This is a genomic window from Lentimicrobium sp. S6 (assembly GCF_013166635.1).
Taxonomy (GTDB): Bacteria; Bacteroidota; Bacteroidia; order Bacteroidales; family UBA12170; genus UBA12170.
On sequence record NZ_JABKBZ010000290.1, the window covers coordinates 1 to 422 of the forward strand.

Genomic DNA, 422 nt, shown 5'->3' on the forward strand with positions numbered 1-422 from the left:
ATACAATATTGAATAATAATAATATCCTTTTTCTAGAAGCTGCACAACAGCGCAATATTTATAGCCCAGGGCGGAGCGCTGGGTTATAAATATTTGATTTGGTCTTTTGCCAAATGATAAGTTTCATTGATATATTTAAGGTACAGTGGCAATCAATAAGCTCAGTATGAAATCTTTTCCGATTATTACTTTTTTTTGGAAAAAAGTAACCAAAAATCCAGACAAAATAAAGCTTCCTCCCACAAGGCCAAAGCTGGCCCGCTATTTTGTCGGGCCACCGCTCGTCTTTCAGATTTTGATTTGACTTTATGTATAGAATTTCCTCGCTTAACTATACATACAATATTGAATAATAATAATATCCTTTTTCTAGAAGCTGCACAACAGCGCAATATTTATAGCCCAGGGCGGAGCGCTGGGTT

General features: G+C 36.3%; 1 protein-coding gene. It reads left to right on the forward strand.

Going from position 1 to position 422, the window contains the following annotated elements:
- Positions 1–195: 195 nt before the first annotated feature.
- Positions 196–422 (forward strand): hypothetical protein (locus HNS40_RS23045; protein ID WP_216664217.1); only part of this gene is annotated, 227 nt, incomplete at its 3' end.